17 protein-coding genes are annotated in these 11,554 nt (G+C 72.7%); 8 read left to right on the top strand and 9 right to left on the bottom strand.

Annotation, left to right across the window (positions count from 1 at the left end; translation table 11 throughout):
• Nucleotides 1–190, top strand: a 190-nt coding sequence (locus tag STBA_RS38275) for a hypothetical protein (protein ID WP_216355916.1), incomplete at its 5' end; no start/stop codon positions are given.
• A 183-nt stretch (nucleotides 191–373) separates the two neighbouring features.
• Nucleotides 374–670: a hypothetical protein gene (locus STBA_RS37730; protein ID WP_077059227.1), complete on the top strand. Its 297-nt coding sequence runs from the start codon at nucleotides 374–376 to the stop codon at nucleotides 668–670.
• A gap of 26 nt (nucleotides 671–696) precedes the next feature.
• Here STBA_RS37730 and STBA_RS11890 read toward each other — a convergent pair whose 3' ends face one another.
• Nucleotides 697–1,134, bottom strand: coding sequence for a MerR family transcriptional regulator (locus STBA_RS11890; protein ID WP_079251863.1), 438 nt, complete (start codon nucleotides 1,132–1,134; stop codon nucleotides 697–699).
• A 28-nt stretch (nucleotides 1,135–1,162) separates the two neighbouring features.
• Between STBA_RS11890 and STBA_RS11885 the strand changes: the two genes are divergently transcribed.
• Complete coding sequence (locus STBA_RS11885) at nucleotides 1,163–1,933, top strand: methyltransferase domain-containing protein (protein ID WP_077059225.1); 771 nt, start codon at nucleotides 1,163–1,165, stop codon at nucleotides 1,931–1,933.
• Nucleotides 1,934–2,075: 142 nt separating this feature from the next.
• Here the strand turns inward: STBA_RS11885 and STBA_RS11880 are convergent, their stop codons facing one another.
• From STBA_RS11880 to STBA_RS38750, 4 genes are all read right to left on the bottom strand, one after another.
• Nucleotides 2,076–2,483, bottom strand: coding sequence for a RidA family protein (locus tag STBA_RS11880; protein ID WP_077059224.1), 408 nt, complete (start codon nucleotides 2,481–2,483; stop codon nucleotides 2,076–2,078).
• A 43-nt stretch (nucleotides 2,484–2,526) separates the two neighbouring features.
• Nucleotides 2,527–2,904 carry a VOC family protein gene (locus STBA_RS11875; RefSeq protein ID WP_077059223.1) on the bottom strand — a complete coding sequence of 126 codons (378 nt, stop codon included), beginning with the start codon at nucleotides 2,902–2,904 and terminating at the stop codon, nucleotides 2,527–2,529.
• A 147-nt stretch (nucleotides 2,905–3,051) separates the two neighbouring features.
• The gene (locus STBA_RS38755; protein ID WP_253194669.1) at nucleotides 3,052–3,327 is read right to left on the bottom strand and encodes an alpha/beta hydrolase; all 276 of its coding nucleotides are present in this window, start codon (nucleotides 3,325–3,327) and stop codon (nucleotides 3,052–3,054) included.
• Nucleotides 3,324–3,854 (bottom strand): alpha/beta fold hydrolase, encoded by a 531-nt coding sequence (locus STBA_RS38750; RefSeq protein ID WP_253194667.1) that lies wholly within the window; start codon nucleotides 3,852–3,854, stop codon nucleotides 3,324–3,326. The genes STBA_RS38755 and STBA_RS38750 overlap by 4 nt, the downstream gene beginning before the upstream one ends.
• A gap of 156 nt (nucleotides 3,855–4,010) precedes the next feature.
• Here STBA_RS38750 and STBA_RS11865 point away from each other — a divergent pair, with 156 nt between their 5' ends.
• Nucleotides 4,011–4,253: a hypothetical protein gene (locus STBA_RS11865; protein ID WP_077059222.1), complete on the top strand. Its 243-nt coding sequence runs from the start codon at nucleotides 4,011–4,013 to the stop codon at nucleotides 4,251–4,253.
• Between the two features lie 101 nt (nucleotides 4,254–4,354).
• Here STBA_RS11865 and STBA_RS11860 read toward each other — a convergent pair whose 3' ends face one another.
• The gene (locus STBA_RS11860; protein ID WP_077059221.1) at nucleotides 4,355–5,392 is read right to left on the bottom strand and encodes a LacI family DNA-binding transcriptional regulator; all 1,038 of its coding nucleotides are present in this window, start codon (nucleotides 5,390–5,392) and stop codon (nucleotides 4,355–4,357) included.
• Between the two features lie 363 nt (nucleotides 5,393–5,755).
• On the opposite strand from STBA_RS11860, the gene STBA_RS11855 reads away from it, so the two are divergent.
• A complete protein-coding gene (locus tag STBA_RS11855; protein ID WP_077059220.1) occupies nucleotides 5,756–6,760 on the top strand; it encodes a right-handed parallel beta-helix repeat-containing protein in 1,005 nt (334 codons plus the stop codon).
• A 74-nt stretch (nucleotides 6,761–6,834) separates the two neighbouring features.
• Here STBA_RS11855 and STBA_RS11850 read toward each other — a convergent pair whose 3' ends face one another.
• Nucleotides 6,835–7,152, bottom strand: coding sequence for a multidrug efflux SMR transporter (locus STBA_RS11850; protein WP_077059219.1), 318 nt, complete (start codon nucleotides 7,150–7,152; stop codon nucleotides 6,835–6,837).
• A gap of 62 nt (nucleotides 7,153–7,214) precedes the next feature.
• Nucleotides 7,215–7,949 (bottom strand): SDR family oxidoreductase, encoded by a 735-nt coding sequence (locus STBA_RS11845; RefSeq protein WP_077059218.1) that lies wholly within the window; start codon nucleotides 7,947–7,949, stop codon nucleotides 7,215–7,217.
• A 104-nt stretch (nucleotides 7,950–8,053) separates the two neighbouring features.
• Here STBA_RS11845 and STBA_RS11840 point away from each other — a divergent pair, with 104 nt between their 5' ends.
• Nucleotides 8,054–8,662, top strand: a complete 609-nt coding sequence (locus tag STBA_RS11840) for a TetR/AcrR family transcriptional regulator (protein WP_077059217.1) — start codon at nucleotides 8,054–8,056, stop codon at nucleotides 8,660–8,662.
• A 12-nt stretch (nucleotides 8,663–8,674) separates the two neighbouring features.
• Here the strand turns inward: STBA_RS11840 and STBA_RS11835 are convergent, their stop codons facing one another.
• On the bottom strand, nucleotides 8,675–9,250 hold the full coding sequence (locus tag STBA_RS11835; protein ID WP_253194665.1) for a TetR family transcriptional regulator: 576 nt from the start codon (nucleotides 9,248–9,250) through the stop codon (nucleotides 8,675–8,677).
• A 258-nt stretch (nucleotides 9,251–9,508) separates the two neighbouring features.
• Here STBA_RS11835 and wrbA point away from each other — a divergent pair, with 258 nt between their 5' ends.
• Together wrbA and STBA_RS11825 are read left to right on the top strand one after the other, a co-directional pair.
• Nucleotides 9,509–10,165 (top strand): NAD(P)H:quinone oxidoreductase, encoded by a 657-nt coding sequence (gene wrbA, locus STBA_RS11830; protein WP_077059215.1) that lies wholly within the window; start codon nucleotides 9,509–9,511, stop codon nucleotides 10,163–10,165.
• A complete protein-coding gene (locus STBA_RS11825; protein ID WP_077059214.1) occupies nucleotides 10,162–11,553 on the top strand; it encodes an FAD-binding oxidoreductase in 1,392 nt (463 codons plus the stop codon). The genes wrbA and STBA_RS11825 overlap by 4 nt, the downstream gene beginning before the upstream one ends.
• Nucleotide 11,554: the final 1 nt, after the last annotated feature.

Here is an 11,554-nt window from a genome sequence, read left to right as displayed (position 1 = left end):
AAACACGAGCAATCACGACCTCTCAGCAGGCGGAACCTCATCAAAGCCGGCAACGCCGACAGAACCAGCGGAACCAGCGGAACCAGTGGTGCAGGTAGTGCTGAAGAAGCGGCCCGGCGCGGCGACGCGTTGCTGGGCCGACATCTGCATCGTCGTTGGAAAATGTTGGACCCTGTTCGGACTGGCGTGACGTTAACGAGCCTTGCTGGGCGTGTCAATGGGTGGACGGACGGCAACCGAAATTGGCGCAACGGGGGCACAGCACGGGCACGCGAGCAGGGCCGCCGCGGCCCGCGCGGGAGAGCAAGCCCTTGCCGAGCAGATGAATTGCCCTTTCACTGAAGGGAGTTGCCTCCTACGGAAAGGGCTTCCCATGCGAACGCGCCTGCGGACACTGATGGTTGGGGCTGCCGCGGCAGCCGGGCTCGCACTGACCGGGACCGGGACGGGGACCGGGGTGGCGGTGGCGGCCCCGGTGGTACAGGACGCCGGGAGCACGGACTTCCACGCGCTGGACTACTGGCAGTTCCACGACCACTACCCGACCCATGAGGAGTGCGTGGCCGTGGGAGAGGAGTACCTCTGGCCCAACAACCCGACCGGCGCCGACGACTACGTGTGCGAGGCGAAGAACGACGGCTGGGACCTATGGCTGATATTCGCGACTTGAAAGCTCACGCGCCGCGGCCGTGATGCTCACGCCCGCCCGTGCGCCGGCACGCGGGGGCCGACCCGCTCGGCGACGAGCCGCCGGTAGTTCGGGCACCGGGTGACGTCCTCGTACCCGCAGTTCAGGCCACCCTCGATGAGCTCCAGTGAGGCACGGGCCGCCGCGATTCTCGATCGGAGCTCCTCGGCCTCGGGACGCAGGATCTTGTGCCGGGTGGCGCGGTCGACGGTGGCGGACAGGCTCCTGATGGTGTCCAGACCGAGGCCGGCCTCCTTGGAAAGGAGGATGATCGCCACGCGGGTCAGGTCGTCCGCACCGTAGCGGCGGCGCCCGCCCGCGTCCCGTCCGGGGTGCAGCAGGCCCTTCGCCTCCCAATGCCGCAGGACGTGCGTGGCCAGGCCGAACCGTGCCGCAAGGGCGCCGATGCTCATGACCTCGGCACCGCTGTCTTCGCTTGACTTCATGCCGACATTAAGTCGCAGCCTGGTGTCCATGGACAAAAACCAGGAAGCCGTGGAAGAACACCGCGACACCCAGGCCCTGCTGGCCGTCCTCGACGCGGCGGATCAGATGCCGGGCACCACCCGGCTGCGGGCCCGTTCCTACGAACTGCTGTCTCCCGTCCCGGGCTCGACCGTCGTGGACGTCGGCTGCGGCGCCGGACGCGCCGTCGCCGAGCTGGCCGAACGCGGCGTCCACGCGGTGGGCGTCGACCCCGACCCGTGGATGCTGACCGCGGCCAGGGAACGGTGGTCGGCCGCCGAGTTCCGGGAGGCGGGGGCGGAGGATCTGCCGTTCGCCGACGGAAGCGTGCGCGGCTACCGTGCCGACAAGGTCTTCCACGTACTTCAGGAACCAGGGCGCGCGGTGGCGGAGGCGCGGCGCGTCCTCTGCCCGGGCGGCAGGATCGTCCTGGTCGGGCAGGACTGGGACGCCATCATGATCGACTCGGACGACGCGGCGCTCACCCGCACGATCGTGCAAGCCCGCGTCGACCTCCTGGGCACGCCCCGCGCCGGCCGCCAGTATCGCAACCTGCTCCTGGACGGCGGCTTCGACGACGTCACCGTCGAGGTGCACACCAGCGTGTTCACCGACCCCGCGATGCTGCCGGTGCTCACCAGGCTCGCCGAACCGGCCTGCACGAGCGGCGCCGTCGGCCGTGATCAGGCCGACGAGTGGCTCGCGGAGCAGCGCCGACGCGCCGAGGCCGACCGCTTTCTCATCGCCATGCCGTTCTTCGTGGCCGCCGCCTCCGCCTGAACGCCTCCGCCTGAACGCCTCCGCCGTGCGCATCACCGGCCCGGGTCTGCGGCTGCGAGGGACGGGACGATGCCGATGCGCCGGGCCCGGCGTGCGTTCCCCGCCCCGCGGAGCAAGATCCGCAATGGCCGCGGCCTCGCCGTCAGTCGATGACCGCGGTGGCTTCGACCTCGACCAGGTGGTCGGGCACGTCCAGGGCCGCGACGCCCAGCAGCGTGCCGGGCGGCACCGGGGTGACCCCCAGCTTCGCGGACGCCCTGGCGACCCCCTCCACGAACAGGGGCATCTTGTCTGGCGTCCAGTCGACGACGTAGACGGTCAGTTTCGCCACGTCGTCGAAGGAGCTGCCGATCCCGGCCAGGGCGGTGCCGATATTGAGGTAGCACTGCTCGACCTGAGTGGCGAGGTCGCCTTCGCCGACCGTGCGCCCCTCGGCGTCCCAGGCGACCTGGCCGGCGATGAAGACCAGCTTCGAGCCGGTCGCGATCGACACCTGCCGGTACGCGTCGATCTCCGGCAATCCGGTGGGGTTCACCAGGCTGATGGCCATGCTGTCTCCTTGTCGTTGAAAGTCCGGGTGCCTTCGCCGCGGCTCACCGGCGGACGAGGCGCCGGACCAGTTCGGGCGTCCACTCGACGTACTCGATCTCGGCCCCGTCGGCATGGCGGGCATAGAGGAACCGCCCCGTCGGGCCCTTCGTGACGGGGGTGGTGAGGTCGGCCCCATCGGACGTCAGGGTCGCCGCGACCTCGTCGAGGTCCTCGACGACCACGGTGGCGGACGCGTGCGCGTACTTCGCACGCTCGGCGGCCGGGCCCGCGATGACCAGGAAGTCGCCGATGGCGGCCAGTTCGACCGTGCCGAACGCCAGCCGCAGGTCCGGTGCCGTGCCGGTGAGCTTGCGCAGGAGCGGCAGCGCGCGGTCGAGGTCGTCGGTCCACAGGCGGGCGTAGGTCCTCAGGATGCTCATGGGCGTGCTCCGTACCGGTCCGGCCGCGGTGGGGAAGGCCGGGCCGCGAGTGGGCTTTTCGTTACGTGGGGAACCGTAGGTGAGTGTGGCCTGACGTGGAAGAACGCACTTTTCGGTGAGAGAGGAACCTCGCGGAAACCGAGCAGATCAGACGGAGAGGCCGGCCAGGAAGTCGCCGACCGCGGAGCGGAAACCGTTCGGCCCCTCCACCCGGGGGAGGTGCCCCGCACCGTTGAGCACCGTCCGCGAGACCCGCGGGAGGGCCTGTTCCAGTGAGTCGAGCGCCCAGTCGGGCCGGATGTCCTCAGCGCCGTGCACGATCAGCACCGGCACGTCCAACCGCTCGCAGGCGGCCCGCAGTTCCGGTGTTCCCGAGGCGCGGTCGACCTCGGCGCTGATGGTCGCGTCGCACTCGTGGTTCACGCCGAACCAGGGCGTGGCCGCGGCCTCTGCCTGTTCCAGCGCCCGCTCCCGGTCGCTGTAGTCCGCGGAGAACTGCTGTCCAGCGTTTCCCAGCGCGCCAGGTGTGTCCCGAGGCTGGCACGCAGATTCTGCCGGTAGGCCGTCCGCCAGGTGTCACGGCTGTCGATTCCGTTGCCGGAGACGTGGACCGGCTTGCTCACGTGCTCGGGATGCTCCAGCGCGTATCGCAGTGCCAACCCGGCTCCGTACGAGTGGCCGAGCAGCGCCATCCGGTGCAGCCCGAAGTGGCGGCGAACGGCGTCCAGATCGGCCACGGACCGGGCGACCGAGTACGGTCCGCACCGTTTGCGACCGCCCGCATCCCCGCTGGTCCCAGCGGTACACGGCGGCCAGGTCCGCCAACAGCCCGGCCACGTCGCCCAGGAAGTCGCACAGGCCGGGGCCGCCGTGGCGGCAGACCACGGGAGTGCCCGCGCCGGCCCGGGTCGCCCAGAGCCGGGCTCCGTCTTCGGCCGGCAGTGCCTCATCCACGCCGCTCATGAGGTGCGAGTCCGGCCCCGGCGTTCCCTTCCCGACAAGGCGTGGGGTCTCGCTCATGCCGCTCATGCCGCTCCGGCGCGCCGGGCCGCCGGGGCGGCGGGTCGGTCGGTGTCTTTAATCGAACGTATGATTGAATCCGAGGCGTGACACTGTCGGACTTTCCGCGGGACCTGGTCCGTGATCAGCGAGACTGGAACCGCACGTACGCGGCGCTCGCCCAGGCCGGGCCGGTGGGGCAGACGTCCCTGCGGCGCCGGCTGATCCGGCTGTCCGCCCGGCTCGCGTTCCATCCCTTCTGGAACGCGGACCGGCCGTCGGCCACACCGGCGGAGCTGCGGCATCAGGTGCGGGTGCAGGAGCGACGGGAAGGCGGCAGGGCGGCCTGAGGCGAGGGGCCCATGCCGCGGGCGGCACGTGTTCCGGTGCGCCGTGGGCTCTGTGTGCCGGGGCCCGGCGGGTGCGGCGCTCGAAGGGGCCGGGCGGCGGCTCAGTGGCGCGGGGGTGCGGTGCTTTCACGGACGACAAGTTCGGTGGCGAGTTCCACGCGCGTCTGCGGCAGGGCGTCGCCCCCGGCGAGGGTGACGACCATGGTCGCGGCGGTGGCGGCCATTTCGGTGAGCGGCTGGCGGACGGTGGTCAGCGGCGGGGTGGTCCACTGCGCCTGGGGCAGGTCGTCGAAGCCGACGACGCTCAGGTCGTCGGGGATGCGCAGCCCGGCCCGGGCGGCGGCCCGGTAGGCGCCGAGTGCCTGCGCGTCGTTGCAGGCGAACACCGCGGTGGGCGGCTCCGGCAGGCGCAGCAGCTCGCGCGTGTGCGCGAGGCCGTCCTCGGCTCGGAAGTCCCCGGTGCGCACGAGGGCCGGATCGACGGGGAGCCCGGCGGTGTCCATCGCGGCGCGGTGGCCGTCCAGCCGGGCCCGGGCGGCCAGGGAGCCCTTCGGGCCGGTGAGGACGCCGATGCGCCGGTGCCCGAGCCCCAGCAGGTGCCGGGTGGCCGCCAGGCCGCCGTTCCAGTTGCTCGCGCCGACGGACGGGGAGGCATGCGCCGGTTCCCCGCCGGGGTCGACGAGCACGAACGGGATGCCACGGCTGCGCAGTTGACCGCCCTGCGCGTCGGTGAGGCCGGAGAACACCGAGATCACGCCGGCCGGCCGCCGGGCCACCACGTCCTCGACCCAGCCGCGGCCCGGCGTGTGACGGCCCTGCAACTCGGACAGCACCACCGCGAGCCGGTGTTCCCGCGCGACCGGCTGGACGCCGTTGATGATCTCGATGGCGTACGCGTCCCGCATCTGGCGGAAGACCAGCTCCAGCAGGGGGGCCGGTGCGGTGCCCCGCTGCTTCTGCCACCGGTGGCCGTGCCGGCGGATGACGCCCTCGACGCGGGCGCGCGTCTCGGCGGCGACGTCCGTTCTGCCGTTGAGCACCTTGGACACCGTGGAGACGGACACGCCGACGGCCGCGGCGATCTGGGCGGTGGTCAGCGGCCCGGCCCCGGGGGCGCCGCTCCGGTCTGCTGTGGACATGTCGAGAGTCTAGGTGCGTCGAACGTTTCGATGGCCGAAATCCCCGTCGTTCCCGGCCTCTTGACGGCCGGGAGGGCAGCCTCTACGGTTCCGGCACCTCATTGTTCGGATCGGCTCGCGAAATTATCGACGGCAGGGACGTGCCAGTGATGACGAGCTTCTCCACCCCGTGGAGCGGGCAGGGCCGGACGCGCCGGGCCGGCGGTCCTTCACCCCCGGCCGGGCGGACGCCCGCCTGACCGGCCGAGCCGCGATGGGCCCCGCGCACCGTGCCGTCGTCCGCCGCCTTTTGGGAGCGCTCCCAAAAGGCGGCGGACGACCGGCCCGCACCAACCCCCACACCCCCACCCTTGGAGAGCATCCATGAGCAGGACCATCCCGACCCGCAGGTGGTGGCTGCCCGCCGCGCTGGCGGCCGCCGTGTGCGGCTCGCTGCTCGGCGTCACCCCAGGCCAGGAAGGCGCCCACGCCGCCGCCCCCGCCGCGGCGGACGCGCCGGAGGGCTTCGCGTCCACCGAAGGCGGCACGACCGGCGGCGCGGCGGGCGAGACCGTGACCGTGACGACCTTCGAGGAGCTGGACCGTTACGCCACCGCCTCGGAGCCCTACGTCATCAGGGTCGCCGCGGCGATCGAGGCCGATCCGTTCGGCCACGAGATCCGGGTCGCGTCGGACAAGACCATCGTCGGCGTCGGCACCGAGGGCGAGATCGTCGGCGGCGGCTTCTTCCTCAACGAGGTCTCCAACGTCATCATCCGCAACCTCACCATCCGTGACACGCGCATGTCCGACGACGACCCGGGCGACGACGGGTACGACTACGACGGCATCCAGATGGACGGCGCCGACCACGTCTGGATCGACCACAACCGCATCGAGCGGATGAACGACGGCCTCATCGACAGCCGCGAGGACACCACCAACCTCACCGTGTCCTGGAACATCCTCAGCGAGGGCAACAAGTCCTTCGGCATCGGCTGGACCGACAACGTCACCGCCCGCATCACCATCCACCACAACTGGGTGCGGGACACCAACTCGCGCAACCCCAGCATCGACAACGTCGGCATGGCGCACCTGTACAACAACCACCTCCAGGACACCGGAAGCGGCAACTGGTCCAGGGGCTCGTCGAACACCGTGATCGAGAACAGCTACTTCGAGAACGTCGAGGACCCCTACTACAAGGACGCGGACGCCTCGCTCGTCGAGAGCGGCAGCATCGTGGTCGACAGCGACGGCCGCCAGGAGACCGGCGGCACCGCGTTCGACCCGGGTGCGCACTATTCCTACACCCTCGACCCCGCGGGCGACGTGCCCGCCCTGCTCCAGGCGGGTGCCGGGCCGCAGGCCGGCATCGGCACCTGATCCGGCCCCGCCATCCCTCCCACCGGGCCGGGCCGGGGGCCGCGCGCCCCGGGCCCGGCCCGCCGTTCCGGGGGTCAGCTCTCCAGGGCCTTGAGCCCGATCACGCCGATCACGATGAGCGCGAGGAAGCCCAGCCGGGGGAGTGCGGCGCTCTCGCCGAGCGCAACGATCCCGGTGAGCGCGACGCCCACCGTGCCGATGCCGACCCAGACGGCGTACGCCGTCCCCATCGGCAGGCTGCCGAGCGCGATGGTCAGCAGCGCGAAGCTCGCGGCGGCCACGGTGACTCCGATGATGCTGGGCCACAGTCTGGAGAAGCCGTCGGCCTGCTTCAGCGCGAGCGCCCAGACGAGTTCGAGCAGGGCGGCTGCCAGGAGAATGCCCCATGCCATGGACGGCCGGCTCCTTTCTGCGGTGGTGCGGTGGACCTCGGTGGTGGTGCGGTGGGCCGGGCTCACGCGTTGGCGCCCGCGTCGACGGTGAACGAACTGCCGCTGGTCGTCCGGCCTCCCTCGCCCGCGAGGTGGGCGACGATGGCGGCGATGTCCTCGGGGGAGTTGAAGCGGCCGAGTGCGGTGAGGGCGCGCTGCTGGTCGGCTTCCTCGCCGTTCGCCGGGTTCATGTCGGTGTCCGTGGAGCCGGGCTGCACCAGGTTGGCGGTGATGCCGCGTTCGCCCAGGTCTCTGGCCAGCCCCTGGGTGAGCCCGGTCAGCGCGGACTTGCTCGCCGCGTAGAGGGTGATGCCGGCGTGCGGAACGCGTTCGGCCAGGTTGCTGCCGATGGTGATGATCCGGCCGCCCGCCGTCATGTGCCGGGCCGCCGCCTGCGCGGCGAGCAGCACGGCCCGTACGTGGATGGCGAGCGTGCGGTCGATCTCCTCGACCGTGAGCGCGTCCAGCGGTCCGAAGGGGTAGATGCCCGCGTTGTTGACCAGGATGTCGAGGCGGCCGAACGTGGCGGCGGTCCTGTCCACCGCGGCGCCGACGGCGTCCGGCGCGGCGCTGTCGGCCGGTATGGCGAGCCCGCGCCGCCCGCTGCGCCTGATCCCGGCCACCACGTCCTCGGCGTGGTCCTTCGCGGTGGCGTAGGTCAGCGCCACGTCGGCGCCCTCCCGGGCCAGGCGCAGCGCCGTGGCGGCGCCGATGCCCCTGCTGCCCCCGGTGACCAGCGCGACCTTGTCTGCGAGCATGACAGCCCCATTTCTTTGTCGATCGATACATTAATTAGGGCACGGAGTATTCTCGGAGGTCAAGGGTTTTCTTTGGTGATCGACACAGAAGTGGGAGGGCCGGCGTGGCAGGACGTGGCCGCCCGCGCAGCTTCGACCGCGAGGCCGCGCTGCTCTCCGCGATGCGGCTGTTCTGGGAGCGGGGCTACGAGGCCACCTCGCTGACCGACCTCACCGCGGCCATGGGCATCAAGTCGCCCAGCCTGTATGCGGCGTTCGGCTCCAAGGAGGCGCTCTTCCGCGAGGCCGTCGCCCTGTACGAAAGGACCGAGGGCGGCATCACCGAACGCGCGCTGACCGGGTCGGCCACGGCGCGCGCCGCGGTCGACGGTGTGCTGCGCGGCAACGCCGTGGCGTACACCGAGCCGGGGAACCCGCGCGGCTGCATGATCGTGCTGGCCGCGACGAACTGCGCGCCGGAGAACGAGACCGTCCGCCGGTTCCTCGCCGAGGATCGCCGACGGACGCAGGGGCTGCTGCGCGACCGCATCGAACGCGGCGTCGCAGAAGGGGACGTGCCCGCGGGCGCCGACACGGCCGCGCTGGCGTCGTTCTACACCACGGTCTTCCACGGGCTGTCGATCCAGGCCCGCGACGGTGCCCCGCGCGCGGAGCTGCTCGGCGTGGTCGACGCGGCGATGGGTGCGTGGGACGGGCTGGCCGCCCGCAGGTGAGGCGGCCCGGCGTCAGCCGGGGATGAGCGCGCGCGCCAGGGTGTCGAGGCCCGACCTGATCCGGTCCCGGTCCATGCCGAGGTCGCGTGTCTGGTGCACGATCAGCGGCGCGGCGAGCGGGGCGAGCAGCGCGTCGGCGAGGTAGCCCGCGTCCGCGTCCGGGCGCGCCTGGGCGGCCAGGCCGGCCAGGTGCGCGCGGTGGGCGGCGTATGCGCCGGTGTGCCGGCCGGTCGGGGCGCCGGTCTCGGCGGCGAGCAGCAGGTCCGTCTCGGCGAGCAGCCGGTCGAGGTAGGCGTGGAGGAACGCGGTGATCCGCTCCCGCGGGGGCGCGCCGGGGCCGAGCGGGGGCGGGCCCTGGAGGAAGGCGGTCTGGAGGGCGCGTTCGCTGTCGTCGAGGAGGGCGTAGGCGAGCCCGGACTTGTCGCCGAAGCGGCGGTAGACCGTGCCCACGCCCACGCCCGCGGCGGCGGCGACCTCGTCGAACGAGATCGAGTCGAGCCCGCGCGAGGCGGCCAGCGTCCTGACGGCGGCGAGGATCTTCCTGCGGTTGCGGGCGGCGTCCGCTCGCTCGGGCAACTCGGCGCCCACAACGGGGAGTTGGCCCCGTCTGCTTCCTTCGGCGCGCGGCATGGTGCTCCCCGTGTCTCGGCTCAGGACAGTGGCGAGTGTACCGGCGGGCGACCGGCCGCCTTGATAAACGGAGGGCTCTCCGTTTATCTTGACCGGAGAGTTCTCCGCTTCTTGCCGGTGTCCGCCTGGCCGGTGTGCCGGGCATCCGGCGGGCGGCGGGGTGCCCGTTCAGCAGGAAAGACCGCAGGAAAGACCGGCACGAAAGAGGTATGCCCCATGCGGCAGCGCGCGAGAGTCGCCGTCATCTACTACAGCTCCACGGGCAACGTCCACGGGCTGGCCGAAGCCGTCGCCCGCGGCGCCGCGGGCGCGGGGGCCGAGGTGCGGCTGCGGCGGGTCGCCGAGCTGGCCCCGCCCGAGGCGGTGGCCGCAAACCCCGACTGGCGGCGGCACGCGGAAGCCACCCGCGACGTTCCCGAGGCGGTCCTCGACGACCTGACCTGGGCCGACGCACTGGTCTTCGGCTCACCGAGCCGCTACGGCAACATGGCGGCCCAGCTGAAGCAGTTCCTCGACACCACCGGCGGGCTGTGGGCGCGGAATGCGCTGGTGGACAAGGTGGTCAGCGGATTCACCAGCGCCGGATCGGTCCACGGCGGCCAGGAGACGACGCTGACCAGCATGTACCACGTGTTCATGCACTGGGGCGCGATCCTCGTGCCCCCCGGCTACAGCGATCCCGTGGTCGAGGAGGCGGGCGGCAACCCCTACGGCGTCAGCGGCGACGACCGGGCCGGCCGGGGCCCGGCCGCGGCCACGGTCGCCGCGGCCGGGCACCTGGGCCGCCGCGTCACGCAGAAGGCGCTGCTCCTCGGCCGCCCGCTGCCCGCCCCCGCCGGCCCGGCCGGCGCGCTCGCGGGAGAGCCCGCGTGACCGCCGCCTGGTTCGACGAGCTGGACCGCCGCACGCGCGGGCGGCTGCTGCCGCCCGGCGCCGCCGGGTTCGAGGACGCGCTGCGGCTCTACACCGCCTCGCTGCCCGGCCGGCCCGCCGCCGTGCTGCGGGCCAGGTCCGCGGCCGACGTGGCAGCGGCCGTCACCACCGCGGCGGCGGCCGGGGTGCCGCTTTCGGTGCGCGGCGGTGGGCACAGCGGCGCGGGTTTCGCGGTGGCGCCCGGCGGGCTGATGCTCGACCTCGGCTCGCTCCGGGGCGTCCGCGTCACCGCGGAACGCGCGACGGAACGCGCGACGGCGCGGGCGGAGCCGGGCGCGACGTGGGGCGACTACGACACGGCCACGCAGCAGCACGGCCTGGCGAGCACCGGCGGCATCGTCTCGACCACCGGCGTGGCCGGGCTGACGCTCGGCGGCGGCATCGGGGCGCTGCGCGGCCTGCACGGCCTGGCCGTCGACAACCTCAGGGCCGCCGACGTGGTGCTCGCCGACGGCTCCCTGGTGCGCGCGGACGCCACCACCGAGCCCGACCTGTTCTGGGCGCTGCGCGGCGGCGGCGGCAACTTCGGCGTGGTGGTGGCCTTCCACTTCGACCTCCACCCCGTGACGCAGCTGGTCACGGGCCTGCTCGCCTGGCCGCTCGACCGGGCGCAGGAGGCGGTCGCCGCCTACCGCTCGCGCGCCGGTGAGCTGCCCGACGACGTCGTCGCGGAGTTCGTCTTCGGGCACTCCCGGGCGGGCGATCCGGTGGTGATGCTGACACCGCGCGCGGCCGGCGGCCCCGCGTCCGCGGAGCCGCTGCTGTCGACGATGCGCGCCGTCGGCAGCCCGGAGGATTCCGTGACGGCGCGGAGCTACGTGGCGGGCCAGTGCTTCATGGACGCGATGGCGGGCTGGGGCAGTCGGCACTACTGGCACACCACCACCCTCCGCCACCTCGGCGAGGACGTCGTGGCGGTGCTCGCGGAGTTCGCGGCCGAGGCGCCCTCCCACCGCAGCGCGGTCATCGTCGAGCACCTGCACGGCGCGGTGTCGCGCCGGGACGCGGCGGAGACCGCCGTCGGCTTCCGGCACGCCCCGTACAACGTGTTCGTCGAGGCGAAGTGGGACGCGCCCGCGGACGACGCGGTGAACAGGGACTGGGCCCGGCGCCTGATCCGGGCGCTGGAGCCGTTCGGCGCGGGCGGCGCCTACGTCAACTACCTGCCGCGCGATGCCACTGCCGAACAGATACGGGATGCCTACGGCGCCGAGCGCTTCGCGCGGCTGCGCCGGATCAAGGCCGCCTACGATCCCGGCAACCTCTTCCGGACGAATCAGAACATTCCGCCGGCCGGGGGCGGGCAGGAGCGCCGGGACCGGAGCTGAT

The organism is Streptomyces sp. MP131-18 (assembly GCF_001984575.1).
Lineage (GTDB): Bacteria > Actinomycetota > Actinomycetes > Streptomycetales > Streptomycetaceae > Streptomyces > Streptomyces johnsoniae.
This window is presented reverse-complemented; position numbering and strand designations above follow the sequence as displayed.

Excerpts from the sequence above, each read along its gene's own strand:
- STBA_RS37730 (WP_077059227.1), top strand. The coding sequence starts at position 374 with ATGCGAACGCGCCTGCGGACACTGATGGTTGGGGCTGCCGCGGCAGCC.
- STBA_RS11890 (WP_079251863.1), bottom strand. The coding sequence starts at position 1,134 with ATGAAGTCAAGCGAAGACAGCGGTGCCGAGGTCATGAGCATCGGCGCC.
- STBA_RS11885 (WP_077059225.1), top strand. The coding sequence starts at position 1,163 with ATGGACAAAAACCAGGAAGCCGTGGAAGAACACCGCGACACCCAGGCC.
- STBA_RS11880 (WP_077059224.1), bottom strand. The coding sequence starts at position 2,483 with ATGGCCATCAGCCTGGTGAACCCCACCGGATTGCCGGAGATCGACGCG.
- STBA_RS11875 (WP_077059223.1), bottom strand. The coding sequence starts at position 2,904 with ATGAGCATCCTGAGGACCTACGCCCGCCTGTGGACCGACGACCTCGAC.
- STBA_RS38750 (WP_253194667.1), bottom strand. The coding sequence starts at position 3,854 with ATGAGGCACTGCCGGCCGAAGACGGAGCCCGGCTCTGGGCGACCCGGG.
- STBA_RS11860 (WP_077059221.1), bottom strand. The coding sequence starts at position 5,392 with ATGTCCACAGCAGACCGGAGCGGCGCCCCCGGGGCCGGGCCGCTGACC.
- STBA_RS11855 (WP_077059220.1), top strand. The coding sequence starts at position 5,756 with ATGAGCAGGACCATCCCGACCCGCAGGTGGTGGCTGCCCGCCGCGCTG.
- STBA_RS11850 (WP_077059219.1), bottom strand. The coding sequence starts at position 7,152 with ATGGCATGGGGCATTCTCCTGGCAGCCGCCCTGCTCGAACTCGTCTGG.
- STBA_RS11845 (WP_077059218.1), bottom strand. The coding sequence starts at position 7,949 with ATGCTCGCAGACAAGGTCGCGCTGGTCACCGGGGGCAGCAGGGGCATC.
- wrbA (WP_077059215.1), top strand. The coding sequence starts at position 9,509 with ATGCGGCAGCGCGCGAGAGTCGCCGTCATCTACTACAGCTCCACGGGC.